This is a genomic window from Bradyrhizobium sp. USDA 4474, assembly GCF_054057515.1.
This window is the reverse complement of the sequence record NZ_JBSRZJ010000002.1, coordinates 1,588,286-1,605,892: the sequence shown is the minus strand read 5'-3', so window position 1 is coordinate 1,605,892 and position 17,607 is coordinate 1,588,286. Positions and strand designations below refer to the sequence as shown.

The following is a 17,607-nucleotide window of genomic DNA, read 5'->3' as shown; positions in this document are numbered from 1 at the left end:
CAAGCCCGGGCATGCCGGTGGTTCGGCATCAGCTTTCCACGAACTCGTCCCGCCGATACCCCTGCGCATAGAGCAGCGCGGTGAGATCGCCGTGATCGATCCGTGCCGCGGCTGCCGCTGCAACGGCTGGCTTCGCATGATACGCCACGCCCAGTCCCGCTGCCTGGATCATCGCCAGATCATTGGCGCCATCGCCGACCACGACCGAGTCGATGTCGTCGAGATCGAACGATTCCATCAGATCAACCAGCGTCGCGAGCTTGGCCGCGCGACCCAGGATCGGCTCCTTCACTTCGCCGGTGAACTTGCCGTCGCGCACGACGAGCTCGTTGGCGCGGTTCTCCTGGAAGCCGATCTTGGCGGCGACTGCGCTCGTGAACAAGGTGAAGCCGCCGGAGACGAGGCAGGTATAGGCGCCGTTGGCGCGCATGGTGGCGACCAGCTCGCGGCCGCCGGGGGTCAGCGTGATACGCTTGGCCAGAACCTGGTCGACGACATCGGCGGGGAGACCCTTCAGCAGCGCGACGCGCTCGCGCAGCGCCGGCTCGAACTCGATCTCTCCCTTCATTGCGCGTTCGGTGATGGCGGCGACATGGGCCTTCATACCGACGAGATCGGCGAGCTCGTCGATGCATTCCTGCCCGATCATGGTGGAATCCATGTCGGCGAGAAAAAGCTTCTTGCGCCGGAAGCCGACAGGCTGCACCACGATGTCGATGGGCAGATCGCCGCGAAGCTCGCGCAGCCGCTCTTCGATGGCATGGCGATCGCCTTCGAGGTTACTGTCGGCGCCGAAGGGAATGTCGACCGCAACGCCGTCGAACAGCCAATGGGCCGGCACGGCGTTGGGCAGCACGGCGCGGACACCGTCGACGATGGTGGAGTCGAGGGCGGGATTGGCGGGGTTGCAGATCAGCGTGGCGACGAGCGACATTTGAGGTTTTCGTGAGCGAGAGGCATTCGAGCAAGGCCGTGCTTATCGCAGGCCCGACCGCCAGCGGCAAGTCGGCGCTGGCGCTGGAGCTTGCGCTGAACGTGGGCGGGGTCGTGATCAATGCCGATTCCATGCAGGTCTATCGCGACCTCCGCATCATCACTGCGCGCCCCACTGAGGACGAGCAGGCGCGCGTTCCGCATTGCCTTTACGGCCATGTCGATGCAGCCGTGAATTTCTCGGCCGGCGCCTGGGTGGCTGATGCCGCGACTGTTCTGGAACGGGCAAGGGCGGAGGGCCGCCTGCCGATCTTCGTTGGCGGCACCGGGCTCTATTTCAAGGCACTGACCGCAGGGCTCTCGGTTGTTCCGCCGATCCCTGGCGAGGTGCGCGAGAACGTGCGCGCGCGGCTGGAGCGGAACGGCGTCGAGGCCTTGCACGCGGAACTTGCGCGCCGCGATCCGCCCGCAGCCGAGCGATTGAATCTGCGCGATCGCGCCAGGATCGCGCGCGCGCTCGAAGTGGTCGAGGCAACCGGCCGCTCCTTGCTCGACTGGCACCACGAGGGCCAGCCGCCGCTGTTGCCGAAGGACAGCTTCCGCGCCGTATTCCTCGCGCCCGAACGCGACGAGCTCTATGCCCGCATCGACGCCCGCTTCGGCGCCATGCTGGGCGCCGGTGCTCTTGAAGAGGTCGAGCAGCTCGGCGCCCGCGGGCTCGACCCGCTGCTGCCGGCGATGAAGGCCCACGGCGTGCCGGCCCTGATCCGATATCTGCGCGGTGAGCTTGGCCTCGAGGAAGCCGCTGCGATGGGCCGGGCCGACACCCGCCACTACGCCAAGCGCCAATTCACCTGGTTCAGGCATCAGCTGCCGGAATTCGAGTGGGTGAAGCCGGTGGAGGCGGGGGGCTGGCTGGCGGCCGCCGCCGGCGGGGCCGGCGGCCCGTGACACGCTTTTGTGCCTTGGGTTCCCGATTTTACCTCTCGCCGAACCCTGGGAACGCCGCTACACTGCCAAAATCGCGCGGAAGCGGCCGGTTTGCCTTGACATCGAGGCTTTGGTCGTTATGTTTCGCGCAACCTTTGCGAAGCTGAGCGGCCGCCATGCGTAACATTATTACCAAACTCCTTATTGCCGTCGTACCCAGGCACACCGCCGGGGGTGGCTAGCTGCCATCCACACGACAGGCGGTGTGCAGGGTCCCTCTTCGGGGCCTTTTTTATTTCCCGAAACCGACACGAACGAAGCCGCTGACGTCAGCGCATCCGGAGCAAGCCAATGAGCGACAAGAGCCACGATCCGAACCAGATGACGGGCGCCGCGATGATCGTCCGCGCGCTCATCGATCACGGCGTGACCGACATTTTCGGCTATCCCGGCGGCGCGGTGCTTCCGATCTATGACGAGATCTTCCAGCAGAGCGAAGTCCAGCACATCCTGGTCCGTCACGAGCAGGGCGCCGGGCATGCTGCGGAAGGCTATGCCCGCTCGACCGGCAAGCCCGGTGTTGCGCTGGTGACCTCGGGCCCCGGCGCCACCAACATGGTGACGCCGCTGACCGATGCGCTGATGGATTCGATCCCTCTGGTCTGCATCTCCGGCCAGGTGCCGACGCATCTGATCGGCAATGACGCCTTCCAGGAATGCGACACCGTCGGCATCACACGTCCCTGCACCAAGCACAATTGGCTGGTCCGCGACGTCAACGACCTCGCGAAGGTGCTGCACGAGGCGTTCTATGTGGCGACCACGGGCCGTCCGGGCCCGGTGCTGGTCGACGTTCCCAAGGACGTGCAGTTCGCCACCGGCACCTACCATCCGCCGCGCAAGTCCGATGTGCACCGCTCCTACGCGCCGCGCGTGAAGGGCGATGCGACGCAGATACGCAAGGCCGTGGCGCTGCTGGCCGGCGCCAAGCGCCCGGTGATCTACAGCGGCGGCGGCGTCATCAATTCCGGTCCCGAAGCCACCAAGCTGCTGCGCGAGCTGGTCGAGGTCACCGGTTTCCCGATCACGTCAACCCTGATGGGCCTGGGTGCCTACCCTGCGTCGGGCAAGAACTGGCTCGGCATGCTCGGCATGCACGGCACCTACGAAGCCAACATGACCATGCATGATTGCGACGTCATGCTGTGCGTCGGCGCGCGCTTCGACGATCGCATCACCGGCCGGGTCGATGCGTTCTCGCCGAACTCGAAGAAGATCCACATCGACATCGACCCGTCCTCGATCAACAAGAACATCCGTGTCGATGTGCCGATCATCGGTGATTGCGGCAACATCCTTGGCGACATCCTCCAGGTGTTCAAGGCCGAGGCGAAGAAGCCCGACATCAAGAGCTGGTGGCAGCAGATCGCGCAGTGGCGCGCCCGCAACTCGCTCTATTACAAGAAGAGCAACGACGTCATCCTGCCGCAGCACGCGATCCAGAGCCTGTTCGAGGCCACGCGTGGCAAGGACACCTACATCACGACCGAGGTCGGGCAGCACCAGATGTGGGCGGCGCAGTTCTACGGCTTCGAGGAGCCGCACCGCTGGATGACCTCGGGCGGACTCGGCACCATGGGCTACGGCCTGCCCGCTGCGATCGGCGTGCAGGTCGCGCATCCGGATAGTCTCGTCATCGACATCGCGGGCGATGCCTCGGTGCAGATGACGATGCAGGAGATGTCGACGGCGGTTCAGTACGAGCTGCCGATCAAGATCTTCATCCTGAACAACCAGTACATGGGCATGGTGCGGCAGTGGCAGCAATTGCTCCACGGCAACCGGCTGTCGCATTCTTACTCCGAGGCCCTGCCTGATTTCGTCAAGCTCGCGGAAGCCTATGGCGGCGTCGGTCTCCAGGTCTCCAGGCCCTCTGATCTCGATGGCGCGATCAAGGAGATGATCTCGGTCAAGCGTCCGGTGCTGTTCGACTGCCGTGTCGCTGCCCTGGAAAACTGCTTCCCCATGATCCCCTCCGGCAAGGCGCACAACGAGATGCTGCTGCCCGAGCAGGCCAACGACGAGGCGACCGCAAAGGCGTTCGCCGGCGGCAAGGCGCTGGTGTGAGTACGATAGGATTTTGAGGGGACGATCATGAACCAGCCGGCATCCGCCTATTTCATCGAAGAGCGCCACGATCCGAACGAGACGCACACCCTTGCGGTGCTCGTGCAGAACGAGCCGGGCGTGCTCGCGCGCGTCATCGGCCTGTTTTCGGGGCGCGGCTACAACATCGAGAGCCTCACGGTCTCCGAGACCGAGGCGCAGAAGCATCTGTCGCGCATCACCATCGTCACCACCGGAACGCCGATGGTGATCGCGCAGATCAAGCATCAACTCGACCGCATGATCCCGGTCTACCAGGTCGTCGACATGACGCAGACCCGCCGCTCGATCGAGCGCGAACTAGCGATGGTGAAGGTGCGCGGACAGGGCGAGCATCGCGTCGAGGCGCTGCGGCTGGCGGACGCCTTCCGTGCGCGGGTGATCGATGCCACCACTGAGAGCTTTGTGTTCGAAATCACAGGCAATACGGACAAGATCAACCAGTTTATCGACCTGATGCGCCCGCTCGGCCTTGTCGAGGTGTCGCGCACCGGCGTCGCCGCGATCGGTCGCGGGCCTGAAGGGATGTGAATCATGCTGGCGCGCGACTGGTACTATAACGAGCGGAACCGGATGGGCATCGAGCCCGCGGTGGCGTCGATCTACGACGCCCACGACGATGCCGATCTGCGGGCGCGCGCCGCACTGAAAATGTTGGGAGTCCAGCGCGGCTGGCGTGTCGCCGATATCGGCTGCGGCAATGGCGTGCTCGCCGCTGAAGCCGCGCTGATGGGGGCCGAGGTCGACGCGATCGATATTTCACCGGCGATGCTCGCGCTTGCCGAGATCTATGCCCGCGACCGCAAGGCGCCCGTGCGCACGCAGTCCGCCGGCCTGCTCAGCTTTGCCTACCGCCCGGAATCCTACGATTTGATCGTCAGCGAGTTCACGCTGCATCATCTGCCCGACTTCTGGAAGGTCGTGGCGATGTCGCGGATCTTGCGTGCGCTGAAGCCGGGTGCGAGCTTCTACCTGCGCGACATCGTTTATGCCTCGATGCCCGACGCGATCGAGCGTGACGTCGAGCAATGGGCCGACTACCAGATCAAGAACCACGATTTCTCGCGCGCCAGCGTGGTGACGCATATGCGCGACGAATATTCCACTTTCGGCTGGGTGATGGAGCGAATGCTGACCGATGTCGGCTTCACGCTGGTCTCGGCCGATTATCACGCACCGATGCACGGCACATATCTCTTGCGCAAACCGAAAGCCGGCGAGCAAGGCTAGACGAGAAGAACAAGCAGGGCTGCACGACAGGGCAGAACCGGAAAACAACAATGAAGCCGGCTGACATCCTCATCGCCCTCTTGGTGGCGATCATCTGGGGGCTTGCCTTCGTGGCGAGCCGGATCGCGCTCTACGAGTTTTCGCCGGAGCTGATGACGGCGATGCGCTTCTCGATTGCCGCACTGCCGTGCCTGTTCGTTCCCAAGCCGAAGATCGCCTGGCCGCGCCTGATCGCGATCAGCTCTACGCTGTTCCTCGGCCAGTTCCTGAGCCAAGCCTATGGCATCGCCCACGGCGTACCGGTCGGCTTGACCTCGGTCGTCGTGCAGAGCCAGGCCTTGTTCACGATCGGTCTTGCCGCGATTGCGTTCGGCGAGCGGCCGACGCCGGTGCAGACGCTGGGCATCGCCATTGCCGCGGCCGGCCTTCTGATGATTTGCGGCACCGTTGGTTATGACTTCAGCGTCAGCGCCTTCGCCGTGCTGATGATCTCACCGGTCAGTTTTGCGATCGGCAACATCCTGCTGCGCGGTGCCCGCGGTGTGCCGATGTTCGACCTTTTCGCCTGGCTTTGCCTGGCGACCGCCATGCCGCTGTCAGTGCTCGCGCTCGTGGTCGACGGACCAGCGCCGACTTTTCAGTCGCTGATCCACATGTCGCTGACCGGCCTCATCTGCCTGCTGGCGATCGGCGCGGTCTCGACCAGCATCGCCTATTGGCTGTGGGGGCGGCTATTGCGTGACTATCCTGCTGCGCAGGTCGTGCCGTTTGCACTGCTCGTGCCGTTCGTCGGTTCTGCGGCGTCCAGCATCGTGTTTGGCGAGCGGTTCGGGCCGTTGCGTCTCGCCGGCATGCTGACCGTCATCGGCGGCCTTGCGCTGATGGTGCTGGCGAAGCGTCCGCAAATCCTGAAGACGGCGTGAGGTGAATATGGCCAACTCGCTCTTCTATGCGTTCCTCGCCTTCATGGTGGTGATGTATTTCACCCCCGGGCCGAACAACATCATGCTGTTGTCCTCCGGGCTGACCTATGGCTTCCGGCGCACCGTTCCGCATATCGTCGGCATCGTCCTCGGCTTTGCCTTCATGATCGCCGCGGTGGGGCTCGGGCTCGGCACCGTGTTTCTGGCCTACCCGGTCCTGCAGACCATCCTGAAATATGCCGGCGCCGCTTACCTGATTTACCTCGCTGCCGTGATCGCCTTCTCCGGCCCGACCAAGCCTGGCGAGGTTGACGGCCGCGGCCCGATGACCTTCTGGGGCGCGGCCATGTTCCAGTGGATCAATGCCAAGGGCTGGGTGATCGTGATCGGCACCATCACCGCCTATGCGGCCATTGCCCGGTTTCCAGTCAACATCGCGATCCAGACCCTGATCAGTCTCCTGGTCGGCACGGTCTCGACCGTGGTCTGGGCGTGCTTCGGCACCGCGCTACGGCCGGTGCTGACCTCGGAGCGGCTGGTCCGCGCCTTCAATATCCTGATGGCGCTCCTGCTGCTCGCCTCCCTCTACCCCGTTTTCATGGATGCATGATGTCGCGGATTTCCATGCAGAAACGGGTTTCCCTCAGGGGCCGAAATGCTCTAGACAGCCCCCGAAATCCGCAAATTTCACCCTTCGGACACTGACCATCGGCCGATTTCCGGCCCTCAACGAGGAAACGACTATGCGTGTTTATTACGATCGCGACGCGGACCTGAACCTGATCAAGGGGAAGAAGGTCGCCATCGTCGGCTATGGCAGCCAGGGCCACGCCCATGCGCTCAACCTGAAGGACTCCGGCGTCAAGGAAGTGGCGATCGCGCTGCGCAAGGACTCGAGTTCGGTGAAGAAGGCGGAAGCCGCAGGCTTCAAGGTGATGGAAGTCGCCGAAGCCGCCAAATGGGCCGACCTCGTCATGATGCTCACCCCGGACGAGCTCCAGGGCGACATCTACCGCGACCACCTGCACGACAACATGAAGAAGGGCGCTGCGCTGGTGTTCGCGCACGGCCTCAACGTCCACTTCAACCTGCTCGATCCGCGCCCCGACCTCGACGTGCTGATGATCGCGCCGAAAGGCCCCGGCCACACCGTGCGTTCAGAATATCAGCGCGGCGGCGGCGTGCCCTGCCTGATCGCGATCGCCAAGGACGTCTCGGGCAATGCCCATGACCTCGGCCTGTCCTACGCCTCCGCGGTCGGCGGTGGCCGCGCCGGCATCATCGAGACCACCTTCAAGGAAGAGTGCGAGACCGATCTGTTCGGCGAGCAGGTCGTTCTCTGCGGCGGCCTGGTCGAACTGATCAAGGCCGGCTACGAGACCCTGGTCGAAGCCGGCTACGCGCCGGAAATGGCGTATTTCGAGTGCCTGCACGAAGTGAAGCTGATCGTCGACCTGATCTATGAAGGCGGCATCGCCAACATGAACTACTCGATCTCCAACACCGCCGAGTATGGCGAGTACGTCACCGGCCCGCGCATCGTCACCGCGGAGACCAAGGCCGAGATGAAGCGCGTTCTCGCCGACATCCAGGGCGGCAAGTTCGCCCGCGACTGGATGCTCGAGAACAAGGTCAACCAGACTTCGTTCAAGGCGACCCGCGCCAAGCTCGCCGCACACCCGATCGAGGAAGTCGGCGCGAAACTTCGCGACATGATGCCCTGGATCAAGAAGGGCGCGCTGGTCGACAAGTCGAAGAACTAAGTGGCAATCTCTGGGCGTAGCGTCAGCGACGCGCTACGTTCGGGACGCGGGAGCGAAAAACACAAAGCTTCGCTCGCCGAACCAAATCTTAAATCTTCGCGATTATATCCTGGGCGAGATCGCTGATCGCGGTCTCGCTCTTTTCATCTTGCGCGAAGCATTGCTGCTTCATTCAAATTCTTCGTGAAGTTGAAGTGCTCATTGAGCGCCAAGAACTGACGCTTAAACCACATTCTTGGGTTCGCGTCGTTTCACAGGCTTTTTTCAAAATTGGCGATCGCCAAAAGTACCGTGTCCTCAGAGTCTAGGACTCGGCTCTTCATCCGCGCTCTCATCGCGCAGTCAATCGCCTGTCGCGACGTTCGCGCACCCCTTCATCTTAAGAACGGACACCGGATGCGCCTTCTTGCAGCGCCTATCGTTGCGCGCGGCTTGAGAAACGCGTGCCTTGGCGCGGCCTCCCCCTACATTCTTCGGGCCGCCGCTCCGCGCGGACCCGTGGCCGAACGGTCGACCGCATTTTCGCCAAGCGGCTCGGCCTGTTGCCGCAGGGCTGATCGACGTTCAACCCGCTTCGGCCGTCCGTCCGCGTGGATGGGCGGCCATTGCGATCATCCGCAACGTCATCATCGCGAGGAGCGGAATGAGGAACGCCGCGTAAGCGGGCATCGCCGGCACGCGCTTGCCGAACGACACCATGAACTGGAACCAGAGATAGTAGCCGCCCACGAGGTGCAGCGTGCGCCAGGTGCGCGGTTCGATCATCGCGGCGGTGCGGTCGAACGAAGTCATGCTCATCGCGAGGATCGCGGCATAGCCGATTCCGCCAAAGACGTAGGAAGCCGGTGAGGTCGCCGCCACAAAACCCGCCGGATCCATCTTCGCGAATACGACGATGGCGACGGCATGAATGGCGTGGGAGGCCGCAAAGCTCAAGCCGAGATAGCGGCGGTTGCGGCGCTGCCAGCGCGTCCAGGCGTTGGGCCAGAGCCTCGCCAGCGCCGAGGCACTGAAGGCGAGGCAAAAGAGCAGCAGCGAGCTCCGGGCCGTGAAGCGGATCACCATGCGAACGCCGTCGACCTCGAACCGACGCATCGAGGCAATCCAGACGCTCAAGGCGATCAAGGTCAGCGCGAGCGCGGTGAGCACCCGCCAGCCTTCGAACCAGCTTTGACGTCGGGACATGGTCGTCTCCTTCAGCATGTAATCGATGATTACATTCCCGGACGAGCCACCGTCAATGATGTAATCGCTGCTTACACTCACGTTCGGGTGATGCTAGAAGGCGTTATGCCCGCCCGTCAGACCCCAAAACCCCGCGCCCGCCACCGGGCGTCCGAAGCCCGGCCCTATCATCACGGCGACCTCCGCCGTGTGCTGATCGATGCTGCGTTGCAACTGGCGGCCGAAGGCGCCGAGGTGTCGGTGCGCGAGGCCGCGCGTCGGGCCGCGGTGTCGCCCGGTGCACCGTTCCGGCACTTTCCCAATCGCGATGCCTTGATGGCTGCGGTGGCCGAGGAGGCGCAGCGGCGCTTTCGCGCCGAGATCGAGGCCACGCTGGCTGATGCTCGCCCCGCCGGCCCGCTGGCGCGTTTCCGCGCCTTTGGCCTCGCCTATGTGCGATGGGCCATGCGCAACCCGGCGCATTTCGAGATCATCTCCACCGGCCGATATTTTGCCCATGGCAGCTCGGCCGAGCTGACCCGGGACAATGCCGAGCTCGTCGTGCTGACCGAGCGGATGCTGGCTGAGGCGGCCGCGCAGGGCCTGCTGCGATCGACCGACCTCAAGCGCATCCTGATCGCCGGTCGCGCCCTGATCTATGGGTTCGCCCGCATGAATCTCGACGGCCATTTTCCGCGCTGGGGCGTGGGGGAGGGCGAGATCGAGCGGATGGCGGAAGGGGTGATCGACCTGTTCATTGCCGGGATCGCGAAGTCCTAGAGGGCAGCCGGGCGCGGCTCTTCGCCGCCCGCTAACACTAAGCGAAGGTCGGATGCTGGATCGCGTTGCCTGCCCGTGCCCGTTCCATTACAGTTTTATGACACGGTGCAGCCGGCTGCGCCGGACGTCCGGGCCGCATTGAGACCGGCCAGGCGGCTCTGCATCACCGCGCCGGACTTAAAGTTCAGCGTGCCGTCGATGGCGTCCGCGCCCAATCCAGGTCCTTCCGCCACCACTGCCGTCCTGGCGAGCGTTGCCGCGCTCGGCCTCTGGCGGCTGCTTGCGGTGGCTGCGCCGCATTTCGCTGCGCTCGCGCTGATGTACGAGACCGAGACCGATTTCGGCTCGCGTCTCTCCTTCCTGCTTGCCTGGGGCATCCTCAACTTCTCCTGGATCACGCTGTTGCGCCGGCCGGCGCCGTCGGGCGCGCTGTCCCTGACCATGGTCGTGGTGCTGGTGCTGCTGTCGCGGCTCAAGCACGACGTCGTCCAGATGACGGTGAACTTCATCGATCTGATGATGATCGACCGCGACACGGTTGCGTTCCTGTTCACGATTTTCCCGAACCTGCGTTGGTCGGTGATCGGTGCCGGCTTCGTCACGCTGCCGCTGATGTATGCGCTGTGGTGGCTCGATCCGTTCCGTATACGCCGCCTGCCGGCGCTCGCATCCATGCTCGCCTGCCTCGCCGGACTGGTATTCTATTCCGTCTATCATCCCGATGAAGCCTGGCGCGGCTATTACGACGACGGCTATCTCTCGAAGTTCTTCCGCTCGGGCGTCACCGCGGTTTCCGATTTCGTTCAGTACGGCTTTATGGAGTCGGCTGCGTCGACCGACGAGCGGCTCAACATTCCTCTGGTCGACGCCTGCCATCCGGCCGGTCGCCGGCCCAACATCATCATGATCCATGATGAATCGAGTTTCGACATCCGCGCCGCTGATGGCATCAAGGCGCCGCCGGGTTACGGCAGCCATTTCAAATCCTGGGACGGCAAGGCGCGCACCTTCCTGGCCGAGAGCAATGGCGGCCCGAGCTGGTTCACCGAATACAACGTGCTCGCCGGCCTCTCCTCGCGTTCGTTCGGCCGCTTCGCCTATTTCGTCACCCGCATTGCGTCCGGCCGCGTCGAGCGCGGCCTGCCGCTCAGCCTACGCCGCTGCGGCTACGAGACCATGTCGCTCTATCCTGCCTATGGTGGCTTCATGGGCGCGCGCAGCTTTCAGATGACAACCGGCGTCGAGCGTGTCTTCGACGCAAAGGATCTCGGTGCCAAGGATGTCGAGCCCGACAGCTTCTTCTACGACAAGGCGCTGCGGCTGATGGGCGAGCGGACGCCGAACAAGCCGCTGTTCGCCTTCGTCTATCTTGGCGCCAATCATTTTCCATGGGAGACGCGCTTCCGCCCCGATCTGCTGCCGGGTTGGCGGGCACCGGGCAACGAGCCGTCCATCGACGAATATCTGCGCCGTCAGGCCATGAGCGCCGAGCAATACAAGGCCTTCCTCGCGGGCCTGAAGAAAACGTTTCCCGGCGAGCCCTTCCTGATCGTTCGCTATGGCGATCACCAGCCCGAGTTCGCGCCCGGCATCCTCGAGCCCGGGCTCGACGAAGGCGCGATCGGCAAGATGCTCGACGCTTACGATCCACGCCTCTACGCGACCTATTACGCGATCGACGCCGTCAATTTCGAGCCGGTGAAAAGCGACACCGTGATGGAGACGATCGACGGTCCTTATCTGCCGCTGGTCATCCAGGAAGCCGCTGGCATCCCGCTCGACCCGTCCTTCGCCGAGCAGAAACGGATCATGCTCCGCTGCAAAGGCATCTTCTACGGCTGCAAGGACGGGGCCGAGGCGCGCCGGCTGAACCGGCTGCTGATCGATGCCGGGATGATCCACGGGCTCTAGCATCCGCCTTCGCGTCGTCCAGGAGCGACGACAACATATCGCATTACGATGTATTAATCTTCTGACGCGGGATCGTGTTTTAAAACTAAAGTCTGAGCTGAAAAGGCTTGAGATCACCGACTTGTAATTGGTGCGATGCCTCGCGTCCCAAACTTTGTCACGATTGCGCCCATCATCCGAAACGCCGCCGCCACGATCTTTTCAGTCGGCGTGTTGCAATCTCTGGGTCACCCTTTCCTTGCAGGAGTATCGTCCATGCGAGCGCTTGACGTCGCGCGTCTTGCATTTGCCCTCATGCTGTTCAGCCCGGTCGCCCATGCGGCCGAACCGGCGCATGACATCAAGGGCCTCTATCTCATGACCGACTATCCGGCGGTCACCGTGCGTCCCGGCACCACCAGCAACATCTCCCTGCGTCTGCAAAACTACGATCTGTCGCCGCAGCGCTACCAGCTTTCGGTCGCGAACGTGCCAAGCGGCTGGACTGCAACGCTGCTTGGCGGTGGCCAGCCCGTCGGCGCAGCGATGCCGGCGCCGGACGGCAGCGTCGCGCTCCAGCTCAGGCTCGATGTTCCTGCCGGCAGCGATCTTAGCACGCATACGCTCACGGTGAAGGCCGAGGGACAGGGCAGCAGCGCAGAGCTTCCCATCGCCGTGTCGCTCGCCAAGGAACTGCCGGCGAAGCTCACCGTGAAGGCGAACCTGCCGTCGCTGCGTGGCAGCCCCAAATCCAATTTCGACTACACGCTCTCGATCAAGAACGACTCGGGCCGAAATCTCGTCGCCAGCTTCGCCGCCGAAGCGCCGGCCAATTTCGAGACCTCGTTCACGGAAGCCTATGGCACGCAGGAGCTGTCCTCGATCCCGATCGACGCCGGCCAGTCCAAGGACGTCAAGCTGAAGGTGCGTCCGCCAACCACGCTGGATGCCGGCCATTTTCCGGTGAAGGTCACCGTCAAGGCGGAGGATGCTTCCGCCTCGACCGAGCTCGCGCTCGACGTCGTCGGCGAGCCGCAGCTGCAGATATCCGGCCGCGACGGCCTCTTGAGCGCACGCGCCGTTGCGGGCAAGCAAAGCTCGATCCCGGTCGTCGTGACCAACACCGGTACGGCACCGGCCGAGAACATCGCGCTGGCGGGCACTGCGCCGAACGGATGGAAGGTGACGTTCGAGCCGGCCACGATCGAGCGTCTCGTGCCCGGAAAAGACAGTGAGGTGCAGGCGCTCGTTACGCCCAGCGACAAGTCGCTGGCGGGTGACTACCAGACCACCGTCCGCGCCACCACGCGTGGCGAAAGCGCCTCGAGCCAGTTCCGCATCACCGTAGCTACCTCGACGGTGTGGGGCGTGGCCGGCGCCGGCGTCATCGGCGTCGCGCTGTTGTTGATGCTTGGTGCAGTTGCGAGGTTCGGACGGCGATGAGCGAGCTACAAACCGAACCCGACAGCCGGCCCCACGACCCCGTCATCAGGGCACGTGGCCTCACCAGGCGTTATGGAAAATCGGTCGCCGTCGATTCCATCGACTTCGGCATCGCCCGCGGTGAGGTGTTCGGCCTGCTCGGCCCGAACGGCGCCGGCAAGACCACCACCATCCTGATGATGCTGGGCCTCACCGAGATATCGTCGGGCGAGGTCAGCGTGCTCGGCTTCAATCCGGCGCGCGAGCCGCTGAAGGTCAAGCAGCGGGTCGGCTATCTGCCCGATGCCGTCGGCTTCTACGATCAGCTTACCGCTATCGAAAACCTGGCCTACACGGCAAAGCTCATGGGCCTTGCCCGCGCCGAGCGGGCAGCGCGGATTGAGGCCGCGCTTGCCCGCGTTGGTCTGGCCGAGGTCGCCGAGAAACGCGTGGCAACGTACTCGCGCGGCATGCGGCAGCGGCTGGGGCTGGCCGAGATCATCATGAAGCGCGCCGAGATCGCAATCCTCGACGAGCCGACGTCCGGGCTTGATCCGCAAGCGACGCAGGAATTCCTCGGATTGATCGGCGAGCTGAAAGCCGAGGGCGTCACCGTGCTGCTGTCATCTCACATGCTCGACCAGGTCCAGCGCGTCTGTGACCGCGTTGCGCTATTCCGGAACGGCCGCATCGTGCTGATGGGGACGGTGCCGGAACTCGCCGTCAAGGTGCTCGGAGCCGGTTTCGTCGTGGAAGTCGAGGCCGAGGGACCGGGCATCGCCCGGCGGCTGGCGATGATCCCGGGCGTGACCCAGGTAGAGACCCTTGCTGCCGACCGTTACCGCATGACGGCCGAGCGTGACGTGCGTCCGGATGCGGCCCGCGCCGTGGTTGCGGGCGACGGGGCGTTGCGACGACTGTCGGTCGACGAACCGAGCCTCGAAACGATCTACGCACGCTATTTCCAGGACCAGTCCGCGGGAGACGTTCGTCATGCGGCGTGAAGGATCACCGTTCCGGGGATTGTCGACGGTCTTCATCAAGGAGCTCTCCGATCACGTCGCCAGCAGCCGAATGCTGGTGCTGGAACTGCTGATCCTCTCCACGGCGCTCGCCGCGCTCTACGAAGCGATCAGCAGCCTCCGGCAGAACACGGCCGAAGATCCGTTCCTCCTGCTGCGATTGTTCACGATCGACCAGGCGCCCTTGCCGTCCTTTGTCGCGATCCTCGGCTTTCTCATTCCATTGATGGCGATCGGGCTCGGTTTTGACGCCGTCAATAGCGAGCACAACAGGCGAACGATGTCGCGTATTTTGGCCCAGCCGATCTATCGCGACGCGCTGCTGACGGGTAAATTCCTGGCCGCACTCGCCACGATCGGGATCAGTCTGGCCGCCTTGTGGCTGCTGGTGATCGGGCTCGGACTGATCTTCCTCGGCGTGCCGCCGGGAGGCGAGGAGATCGCGCGGTCTGCGGTGTTCCTGATCGTGGCGATCTTCTACGCCGGCGTATGGTTGTCGCTGGCGATGCTGCTGTCCACCGTGTTCCGGTCGGCTGCCACTGCGGCGCTGGTCGCGCTGGGCATCTGGCTGTTCCTGACGGTGCTCTGGCCGATGTTGGCCCCAGCCCTGGCGCAAGCGATCGCGCCGGTCGATCCGCGCTACGCGCTGCTCGGCCTGAACGATCCGGCCACCGCGGTCTGGATGCAGGAGCTGCTCCGGCTGTCGCCGAACGACCTGTTCGGGGAAGCGATGCTGGCTGTGCTGTCGCCGACGACCCGCACGCTGGGGCCGGTATTCCTCGATCAGCTCCGTGGGGCCGTGATGGGCGCGCCGCTGCCCTTCGGCGAGAGCATCATGATTGCATGGCCGCAGACCGTAGGCCTCATAGCCGGCACCATCATTTTGTTCGCGTTCAGCTATGTGCTGTTCCAGCGGCAGGAGGTGAGGGCGTGAATTGATCATGCTTTGCCCGTCTCATCCTCCAGAGATGGGCAGGAGGGGGTGGCTGGAGTCCCCTGCGGCCACCCCCTCAATCCGATCTACGGTCGGCCGACCTTCTCCCACAGCCACTTCGCCACCGCATCGGGGGACGAGTTCGCGTCGTTGCCGCTGGCGCGCAAATTGGCCTCGCGCATGGTGGTGATGTCGATCTTGCCGAGCAGCGGGCTCAGCGCCGCCTTGAGCCGCTCGTCCCCGGCGCGCTTCGGTGCCAGCAGCAGGATGGCGTCATAGGGCGGGATCGCCTGCTTGGGATCATCGAGCGCCACCAGATCGTATTTCGCGATCAGGCCGTCGCTGGTGTAGCCGGCGATCACGTCGACCTCGCCGCTGGCGGCCGCCGCATACATGAAGTCCGGCTGCATCTGGCGCTGTGCGCTGAACTGAAGACCGTAGGCCTTCTGTAGCGCCGCCCATTCGGGCCGCGAGAAGAACTCGTAGTCGCCGGCGATCGACATGGTCGAGGTGTGCGCGGCGAGGTCGGCAATGGTATGGATGCCGAGCGCGTCGGCGCGCTTTTTCGGCATCACCAACGCGTAGGCATTCTCGAAACCGAGCTCGCCGAGCAGCGTGATGTTGTCTTTCGCGAGCGCCGTCTTCAGATCTGCGACCAGCTCCGCGCGCGGCTTGATGTCGGTGCGGTGCAGCTGGTTGGCCCAGAGCGTGCCGGAATAGTCGACATAGAGATCGATATCGCCGGCCTTCAGTGCCCCGAAGATCACGCTGGAGCCGAGCCCCGATCGCGCGGTGGCGGAAAGACCCGCCGCCTGGAGGCGGTCCCTGAGCAGGGCCGAGAGCACATATTGCTCGGCAAAGGTTTTTGCGCCGACGACATAGCCGGACGATGAACGTCCCATCGTCGGCACCAGCGTCGCCGCAACCAGCGCTGCGATCCCTGCAGCGCCAAATGTCGTGCGCAGACGACGCCGCTGGCGCAGACCACTCTCGATCAGGCCGAGCAGCTGATCGACGGCGAGCGCGAGCAGAGCCGAGGCCAAACAGCCGAACAGCACGAATACCCAGTTCTGAGTCTGAAGCCCTGCAAAAATGTAATTGCCGAGGCTGGTCTGTCCGATCGGCGTCGACAACGTCGCGGTGCCGATCACCCACACGGCAGCGGTGCGGATTCCGGCCATCATGACCGGCAGCGCCAGCGGCAGCTCGACCATCACGAGCGACTGCCGCGCCGTCATGCCGACACCCTTGGCGGCCTCGATCAGCGCGGGGTCGATGCCGTTGAGCCCGGTGATGCCGTTGCGCAGCACCGGCAGCATCGAATAGAGCGCCAGAGCCAGCATCGCCGGCAGGAAGCCGAACGCGGAGAACGAGACACCAAGCCAGGCAAGCGTCACCGAGGCGGCCGCCAGCAGCAGCGGATAGAACAGCGCGAGCAGCGCCAGTCCCGGCACGGTCTGCACGATGCTGGCGAGCGCGAGCAGAATGGAGCGCGGCGCCGGGCGGTTGCGTGTGACGATTGCGAGCGGCAGGCTGACGATCAGGCCGAGCGCAAGTGCGGCGAGACTCACCCGCACATGATTGCCGAGATAGTCGGGCAAATGCGACAGCGCCTCGCCCCAGCGCGGATCGGTGAAAAGGCTCATGCCGCACCGCCTTGCGGCAGCAGTGCATTCAGCCGTTCCACCTGGCGCCGCGGCGTGCGCAGCAGCTCCAGCACATAGGCATCGCTGCTGTCGGACAGTTCAGCGGGCGTGCCCTGCGCCAGCAGCTTGCCGCCGCGCATCACCGCAATGCGATCCGCGAGCAGGATCGCTTCCGTCATGTCGTGCGTGATCATCACTGTGGTCAGGCCGAGCCTGCGATGCAGTTCACGAAAATCCTCGCCAAGTGCATCGCGCGTCAGGGGATCGAGCGCGCCGAACGGTTCGTCCATCAGCACGATGCGCGGCCTGGCTGCCAGCGCCCGCGCCACGCCGACGCGCTGGCGCTGCCCGCCGGAAAGCGCTTCCGGAAGCCGGTCACGATGGGCGGCGCGCTCGAGTTGCACGAGCTCGATCAGTTCGTCGACCCGGGCCGCGATCTCGGCTGCGGGCGCGCCGAGCAGCTTTGGGGTGATCCCGATATTGTCCGCGACGCTCAAATGCGGAAACAGCCCGCCGCTCTGAAAGACGTAGCCGATCCGGCGCCGCAGCGCGACCGGATCGATGTTCCGGACGTCCTCGCCCTCGACGGTGATGGAGCCGCCATCGGCCTCGATCAGCCGGTTGGCGAGACGCAGCAGCGTCGTCTTGCCCGAGCCCGACCGCCCGACGATGGCCAGAAACTCGCCCTCGGCGATGTCGAGCGACAAAGCGTCGACGGCCCTGAGGGGCCCGAAGCTCTTGGTGACGCGCGTGTAGCCAATCATCGGTCTGGACGGCATCCGACGTGCACTCAGCTCGCTTGCC

Annotated in this window: 16 protein-coding genes; 12 read left to right on the top strand and 4 right to left on the bottom strand. The window is 64.4% G+C overall.

The window, feature by feature from the left end:
- Positions 1–28: 28 nt before the first annotated feature.
- Positions 29–934, bottom strand: a complete 906-nt coding sequence (gene serB / locus ACVW16_RS09385) for a phosphoserine phosphatase SerB (protein ID WP_456735974.1) — start codon at positions 932–934, stop codon at positions 29–31.
- 11 nt (positions 935–945) lie between these two features.
- Between serB and miaA the strand changes: the two genes are divergently transcribed.
- From miaA to ilvC, 7 genes are all read left to right on the top strand, one after another.
- Positions 946–1,884: a tRNA (adenosine(37)-N6)-dimethylallyltransferase MiaA gene (miaA, locus tag ACVW16_RS09380; protein ID WP_456735973.1), complete on the top strand. Its 939-nt coding sequence runs from the start codon at positions 946–948 to the stop codon at positions 1,882–1,884.
- 330 nt (positions 1,885–2,214) lie between these two features.
- Positions 2,215–3,990 carry an acetolactate synthase 3 large subunit gene (locus tag ACVW16_RS09375; protein WP_456698963.1) on the top strand — a complete coding sequence of 592 codons (1,776 nt, stop codon included), beginning with the start codon at positions 2,215–2,217 and terminating at the stop codon, positions 3,988–3,990.
- Between the two features lie 27 nt (positions 3,991–4,017).
- On the top strand, positions 4,018–4,560 hold the full coding sequence (ilvN, locus tag ACVW16_RS09370; protein ID WP_298885075.1) for an acetolactate synthase small subunit: 543 nt from the start codon (positions 4,018–4,020) through the stop codon (positions 4,558–4,560).
- A gap of 3 nt (positions 4,561–4,563) precedes the next feature.
- Entirely contained in the window at positions 4,564–5,259 is a 696-nt protein-coding gene (locus tag ACVW16_RS09365; RefSeq protein WP_456698962.1) for a class I SAM-dependent methyltransferase, read from the top strand.
- A gap of 50 nt (positions 5,260–5,309) precedes the next feature.
- Positions 5,310–6,182 (top strand): EamA family transporter, encoded by an 873-nt coding sequence (locus tag ACVW16_RS09360; protein WP_456735972.1) that lies wholly within the window; start codon positions 5,310–5,312, stop codon positions 6,180–6,182.
- Positions 6,183–6,189: 7 nt separating this feature from the next.
- Complete coding sequence (locus ACVW16_RS09355) at positions 6,190–6,792, top strand: LysE family translocator (protein WP_456735971.1); 603 nt, start codon at positions 6,190–6,192, stop codon at positions 6,790–6,792.
- A 133-nt stretch (positions 6,793–6,925) separates the two neighbouring features.
- Positions 6,926–7,945, top strand: coding sequence for a ketol-acid reductoisomerase (gene ilvC / locus ACVW16_RS09350; RefSeq protein WP_456698959.1), 1,020 nt, complete (start codon positions 6,926–6,928; stop codon positions 7,943–7,945).
- A gap of 564 nt (positions 7,946–8,509) precedes the next feature.
- On the opposite strand, the gene ACVW16_RS09345 is transcribed toward ilvC, so the two are convergent.
- Positions 8,510–9,130 (bottom strand): hypothetical protein, encoded by a 621-nt coding sequence (locus ACVW16_RS09345; protein WP_456735970.1) that lies wholly within the window; start codon positions 9,128–9,130, stop codon positions 8,510–8,512.
- A gap of 105 nt (positions 9,131–9,235) precedes the next feature.
- Here ACVW16_RS09345 and ACVW16_RS09340 point away from each other — a divergent pair, with 105 nt between their 5' ends.
- The 5 genes from ACVW16_RS09340 (at position 9,236) to ACVW16_RS09320 (ending at position 15,157) form a co-directional block, all read left to right on the top strand.
- Entirely contained in the window at positions 9,236–9,889 is a 654-nt protein-coding gene (locus tag ACVW16_RS09340; RefSeq protein ID WP_456802344.1) for a TetR/AcrR family transcriptional regulator, read from the top strand.
- Between the two features lie 198 nt (positions 9,890–10,087).
- A complete protein-coding gene (locus ACVW16_RS09335) occupies positions 10,088–11,800 on the top strand; it encodes a sulfatase-like hydrolase/transferase (protein ID WP_456738210.1) in 1,713 nt (570 codons plus the stop codon).
- A 255-nt stretch (positions 11,801–12,055) separates the two neighbouring features.
- Positions 12,056–13,222 carry a COG1470 family protein gene (locus tag ACVW16_RS09330; RefSeq protein ID WP_456735969.1) on the top strand — a complete coding sequence of 389 codons (1,167 nt, stop codon included), beginning with the start codon at positions 12,056–12,058 and terminating at the stop codon, positions 13,220–13,222.
- A complete protein-coding gene (locus tag ACVW16_RS09325) occupies positions 13,219–14,205 on the top strand; it encodes an ABC transporter ATP-binding protein (RefSeq protein WP_456738785.1) in 987 nt (328 codons plus the stop codon). The genes ACVW16_RS09330 and ACVW16_RS09325 overlap by 4 nt, the downstream gene beginning before the upstream one ends.
- Positions 14,195–15,157, top strand: coding sequence for an ABC transporter permease (locus ACVW16_RS09320; protein WP_456698954.1), 963 nt, complete (start codon positions 14,195–14,197; stop codon positions 15,155–15,157). Before ACVW16_RS09325 ends, ACVW16_RS09320 begins: the two co-directional genes overlap by 11 nt.
- Positions 15,158–15,243: 86 nt before the next feature.
- On the opposite strand, the gene ACVW16_RS09315 is transcribed toward ACVW16_RS09320, so the two are convergent.
- Together ACVW16_RS09315 and ACVW16_RS09310 are read right to left on the bottom strand one after the other, a co-directional pair.
- The gene (locus tag ACVW16_RS09315) at positions 15,244–16,803 is read right to left on the bottom strand and encodes an ABC transporter permease/substrate-binding protein (protein WP_456738784.1); all 1,560 of its coding nucleotides are present in this window, start codon (positions 16,801–16,803) and stop codon (positions 15,244–15,246) included.
- A complete protein-coding gene (locus ACVW16_RS09310) occupies positions 16,800–17,582 on the bottom strand; it encodes an ATP-binding cassette domain-containing protein (protein WP_456735966.1) in 783 nt (260 codons plus the stop codon). The genes ACVW16_RS09315 and ACVW16_RS09310 overlap by 4 nt, the downstream gene beginning before the upstream one ends.
- Between the last annotated feature and the right edge of the window lie 25 nt (positions 17,583–17,607).